At 55.0% G+C, this 5,705-nt stretch carries 3 rRNA genes; all 3 read right to left on the bottom strand.

The window, feature by feature from the left end:
* Nucleotides 1-68: 68 nt before the first annotated feature.
* The 3 genes from rrf to DDA93_RS15835 all read right to left on the bottom strand — a co-directional run bounded on the left by rrf (nucleotide 69) and on the right by DDA93_RS15835 (nucleotide 5,613).
* Nucleotides 69-185: ribosomal RNA gene (gene rrf / locus DDA93_RS15845) — 5S ribosomal RNA — on the bottom strand.
* A 207-nt stretch (nucleotides 186-392) separates the two neighbouring features.
* Nucleotides 393-3,555 (bottom strand): 23S ribosomal RNA (locus DDA93_RS15840).
* Between the two features lie 531 nt (nucleotides 3,556-4,086).
* Nucleotides 4,087-5,613: ribosomal RNA gene (locus DDA93_RS15835) — 16S ribosomal RNA — on the bottom strand.
* Together the 16S, 23S and 5S rRNA genes form the textbook arrangement of a ribosomal RNA operon.
* Nucleotides 5,614-5,705 lie beyond the last annotated feature (92 nt).

Raw genomic sequence — 5,705 nt, 5'->3', positions numbered from 1 at the left:
TGTGTTTGGGGTGTGGTGGGTTAAGTGCGAAAGGCCCCACCGGTGGTGGGGCCTTTCGTCTAATGGTTGTCCGGCGGTGTCCTACTCTCCCACACTCTCTCGGGTGCAGTACCATCGGCGCTGTGGGTCTTAGCTTCCGGGTTCGGAATGGGACCGGGCGTTTCCCCCACGCTGTGACCGCCGTAACCCTTTTACCCGTTCCCCTGCACTGGCTGTGTGAGCCGTGTGGGGTGGGAAGTTTTTTTGGTTACAACTTGAACAGTATATACCTGTATTGTGTTGTGTTTTTTGGTTCCTGTTGTTGGTTGGGAACCGCATAGTGGACGAAAGCAGCATATCTTTACACCATCCTTGGTGTGAACGTCTTTTGATGCCGTTCACGGGTGGTGTGTGTGGTGTAAGTTATCGGCTTATTAGTACCGGTCAGCTTCACAAGTCGTTAGTCCTTGCTTCCACGTCCGGCCTATCAACCCAGTGGTCTGGCTGGGGGCCTCTCACACAAATGTGTATGGAAATCTCATCTCGAAGCAGGCTTCCCGCTTAGATGCTTTCAGCGGTTATCCCATCCGAACGTAGCTAATCAGCGGTGCACTTGGCAGTACAACTGACACACCAGAGGTTCGTCCGTCCCGGTCCTCTCGTACTAAGGACAGCCCTTCTCAAATTTCCTGCGCGCGCAGCGGATAGGGACCGAACTGTCTCACGACGTTCTAAACCCAGCTCGCGTACCGCTTTAATGGGCGAACAGCCCAACCCTTGGGACCTACTCCAGCCCCAGGATGCGACGAGCCGACATCGAGGTGCCAAACCATGCCGTCGATATGGACTCTTGGGCAAGATCAGCCTGTTATCCCCGAGGTACCTTTTATCCGTTGAGCGACGGCCATTCCACAATGTACCGCCGGATCACTAGTCCCGACTTTCGTCCCTGCTTGAGATGTCTCTCTCACAGTCAAGCTCCCTTGTGCACTTACACTCGACACCTGATTGCCAACCAGGCTGAGGGAACCTTTGGGCGCCTCCGTTACTTTTTAGGAGGCAACCGCCCCAGTTAAACTACCCATCAGGCACTGTCCCTGACCCGGATTACGGGCCGAAGTTAGATATCCAGTATGACCAGAGTGGTATTTCAACGATGACTCCCCCTGAACTAGCGTCCAGGGTTCACAGTCTCCCACCTATCCTACACAAGCCACACCGAACACCAATACCAAACTATAGTGAAGGTCTCGGGGTCTTTCCGTCCTGCTGCGCGTAACGAGCATCTTTACTCGTAGTGCAATTTCGCCGAGCTTATGGTTGAGACAGCGGGGAAGTCGTTACTCCATTCGTGCAGGTCGGAACTTACCCGACAAGGAATTTCGCTACCTTAGGATGGTTATAGTTACCACCGCCGTTTACTGGGGCTTAAATTCCCAGCTTCGCACCCCGAAGGGCACTAACCGGTCCTCTTAACCTTCCAGCACCGGGCAGGAGTCAGTCCGTATACATCGTCTTGCGACTTCGCACGGACCTGTGTTTTTAGTAAACAGTCGCTTCCCCCTGGTCTCTGCGGCCCCACAACGCTCACAACAGCAAGTGTTGGTCACGGGTGAGGCCCCCCTTCTCCCGAAGTTACGGGGGCATTTTGCCGAGTTCCTTAACCATAATTCTCTCGATCGCCTTAGTATTCTCTACCTGATCACCTGTGTCGGTTTGGGGTACGGGCGGCTAAAACCTCGCGCCGATGCTTTTCTAGGCAGCATAGGATCACCGGATCCCCGCATAACGGGGCCCATCGGGTCTCAGAGACGGTATCAAAACCAGGACCACGGATTTGCCTATGGTCCCTCCTACATCCTTAGACCGGGGCAACCATCGCCCGGCCCGGCTACCTTCCTGCGTCACACCTGTTAATACGCTTACCTCCCAGGATCAGGTCCCGCGCTCCACCAAAAACCACGTCACCCCGAAGTGGGCGGTCAGGTATTGGGCGGTTAGTATCCCCTGCTCAGTATGGGCGGTTTTTCGCCGGTACGGGAATATCAACCCGTTGTCCATCGACTACGCCTGTCGGCCTCGCCTTAGGTCCCGACTTACCCAGGGCAGATTAGCTTGACCCTGGAACCCTTGATCATTCGGCGGACGGGTTTCTCACCCGTCTTTCGCTACTCATGCCTGCATTCTCACTCGTGTAGGCTCCACCGCTGGTTTACACCGCGACTTCACCGCCCACACGACGCTCCCCTACCACTCCAGACGCCTGAACTCAGGAGAACAAGTCTCCGGCTTAGCTAATATCTGAAATCCACAACTTCGGCGGTGTACTTGAGCCCCGCTACATTGTCGGCGCGGAATCACTTGACCAGTGAGCTATTACGCACTCTTTCAAGGATGGCTGCTTCTAAGCCAACCTCCTGGTTGTCTTCGCAACTCCACATCCTTTCCCACTTAGCACACGCTTAGGGGCCTTAGTTGGTGGTCTGGGCTGTTTCCCTCTCGACTATGAAGCTTATCCCCCACAGTCTCACTGCTGCGCTCTCACTTACCGGCATTCGGAGTTTGGCTGACGTCAGTAACCTTGTAGGGCCCATTAGCCATCCAGTAGCTCTACCTCCGGTAAGAAACACGCAACGCTGCACCTAAATGCATTTCGGGGAGAACCAGCTATCACGAAGTTTGATTGGCCTTTCACCCCTACCCACAGCTCATCCCCTCCATTTTCAACTGAAGTGGGTTCGGTCCTCCACGACGTCTTACCGTCGCTTCAACCTGGCCATGGGTAGATCACTTCGCTTCGGGTCTAGATCACGCCACTCACTCGCCCTATTCAGACTCGCTTTCGCTACGGCTTCCCCACACGGGTTAACCTCGCGACGTAACACTAACTCGCAGGCTCATTCTTCAAAAGGCACGCCATCACACCACCACCCCCGAAAGGATGGCAACGCTCTGACGGATTGTAGGCACACGGTTTCAGGTACTGTTTCACTCCCCTCCCGGGGTACTTTTCACCTTTCCCTCACGGTACTTGTCCGCTATCGGTCATCAAGGAGTATTTAGGCTTACCAGGTGGTCCTGGCAGATTCGCACGGGATTTCTCGGGCCCCGTACTACTTGGGATACTCTCCAAACGGCAGCACGCATTACGGTTACGGGACTTACACCCTCTCCGGCCGGCCTTTCAAGACCGTTCACCTATACGCCTGCACTCATTTCACTGATCCGGCAGAATCAGAACGGAAAGTCCCGCAACCCCAGTGATGCAACGCCCGCCGGCTATCACACACCACTGGTTTAGCCTCATCCGCGTTCGCTCGCCACTACTAACGGAATCACTATTGTTTTCTCTTCCTGTGGGTACTGAGATGTTTCACTTCCCCACGTTCCCTCCACGCACCCTATGTGTTCAGATGCGGGTCACCCGGTCCATCGCTGGCCAGGCGGGGTTTCCCCATTCGGAAATCCTGGGCTCACAGTCCGGTTATCGACTCCCCCAGGCTTATCGCAGATTCCCACGTCCTTCTTCGGCTCTTGATGCCAAGGCATCCACCGTGTGCCCTTAAAAACTTGACCACAAAAGATCAAAAAACATATCGAGAAAACCATGGCATCAAACTAAAAGTCTGAAACCAAGATTTTTTGAAATTGCTTCTTATTTTTAAGATGCTCTCGTCCACTATGCAGTTCTCAACCAACAACCCCACACCACCAACCAAAACCCCCAAACACGAGGATCCCGCTGCCATGGCAGGGAAAAACCAGAAACCCCAGCACCCCAACCCCCACAAACAACACCCCACCAACCCGACACGCCACAACGACGCACCAAACCAGCAGAACACTTGTCCACGACAATCAGAGCCCTGTTATTTCAGGACCCAACAGTGTGCCATACGATAACCCAATCACCACCAACCAGAACCATTTCCACACCACCAAAAGGCGATCGTACTCTGCAACCAGCCAGCGCCACCAGGCACCTATCCATTGATATTCCACCCTTGAGCAGCCCACCGCGGAACAAACGCCCGCGCAATAGGCCATACTCCTACGAACCCCACACCAACCACACAGGATCGGCGCGTCATTCGAGGTGCTCCTTAGAAAGGAGGTGATCCAGCCGCACCTTCCGGTACGGCTACCTTGTTACGACTTAGTCCCAATCGCCGGTCCCACCTTCGACAGCTCCCTCCCCACAAGGGGGTTAGGCCACCGGCTTCGGGTGTTACCAACTTTCGTGACTTGACGGGCGGTGTGTACAAGGCCCGGGAACGTATTCACCGCAGCGTTGCTGATCTGCGATTACTAGCGACTCCGACTTCATGAGGTCGAGTTGCAGACCTCAATCCGAACTGAGACCGGCTTTTTGGGATTAGCTCCACCTCACAGTATCGCAACCCTTTGTACCGGCCATTGTAGCATGCGTGAAGCCCAAGACATAAGGGGCATGATGATTTGACGTCGTCCCCACCTTCCTCCGAGTTGACCCCGGCAGTCTCCTATGAGTCCCCGCCATAACGCGCTGGCAACATAGAACGAGGGTTGCGCTCGTTGCGGGACTTAACCCAACATCTCACGACACGAGCTGACGACAACCATGCACCACCTGTAAACCGGCCGCAAGCGGCCAACACATCTCTGCGCTGTTCCAGTTCATGTCAAGCCTTGGTAAGGTTCTTCGCGTTGCATCGAATTAATCCGCATGCTCCGCCGCTTGTGCGGGCCCCCGTCAATTCCTTTGAGTTTTAGCCTTGCGGCCGTACTCCCCAGGCGGGGCACTTAATGCGTTAGCTACGGCGCGGAAAACGTGGAATGTCCCCCACACCTAGTGCCCAACGTTTACGGCATGGACTACCAGGGTATCTAATCCTGTTCGCTCCCCATGCTTTCGCTCCTCAGCGTCAGTTAATGCCCAGAGACCTGCCTTCGCCATCGGTGTTCCTCCTGATATCTGCGCATTTCACCGCTACACCAGGAATTCCAGTCTCCCCTACATCACTCTAGTCTGCCCGTACCCACCGCAGATCCGGAGTTAAGCCCCGGACTTTCACGGCAGACGCGACAAACCGCCTACGAGCTCTTTACGCCCAATAATTCCGGATAACGCTTGCGCCCTACGTATTACCGCGGCTGCTGGCACGTAGTTAGCCGGCGCTTCTTCTGCAGGTACCGTCACTTTCGCTTCTTCCCTACTGAAAGAGGTTTACAACCCGAAGGCCTTCATCCCCCACGCGGCGTCGCTGCATCAGGCTTGCGCCCATTGTGCAATATTCCCCACTGCTGCCTCCCGTAGGAGTCTGGGCCGTGTCTCAGTCCCAGTGTGGCCGTCCACCCTCTCAGGCCGGCTACCCGTCGTCGCCTTGGTAGGCCATTACCCCACCAACAAGCTGATAGGCCGCGAGTCCATCCAAAACCGCAATAAAGCTTTCCACCAACATGGCATGCGCCAGAAGGTCATATCCAGTATTAGACCCGGTTTCCCAGGCTTATCCCAGAGTCAAGGGCAGGTTACTCACGTGTTACTCACCCGTTCGCCACTAATCCCCCAGCAAGCTGGGATCATCGTTCGACTTGCATGTGTTAAGCACGCCGCCAGCGTTCATCCTGAGCCAGGATCAAACTCTCCGTAAATGCATTACAGACACGCACCCACCACCAGGAAAAACCAGTAAACAGGCACGCGCAAAATTCGAAACCAGCCAAAAACAACCACACAACACCAC

This window comes from Arthrobacter sp. Bz4, assembly GCF_003075455.1.
In the GTDB taxonomy this organism is placed as follows: domain Bacteria; phylum Actinomycetota; class Actinomycetes; order Actinomycetales; family Micrococcaceae; genus Arthrobacter_D.
Note: the sequence above shows the minus strand (reverse complement) of the source record. Positions and strands in the feature narration are given on the sequence as shown.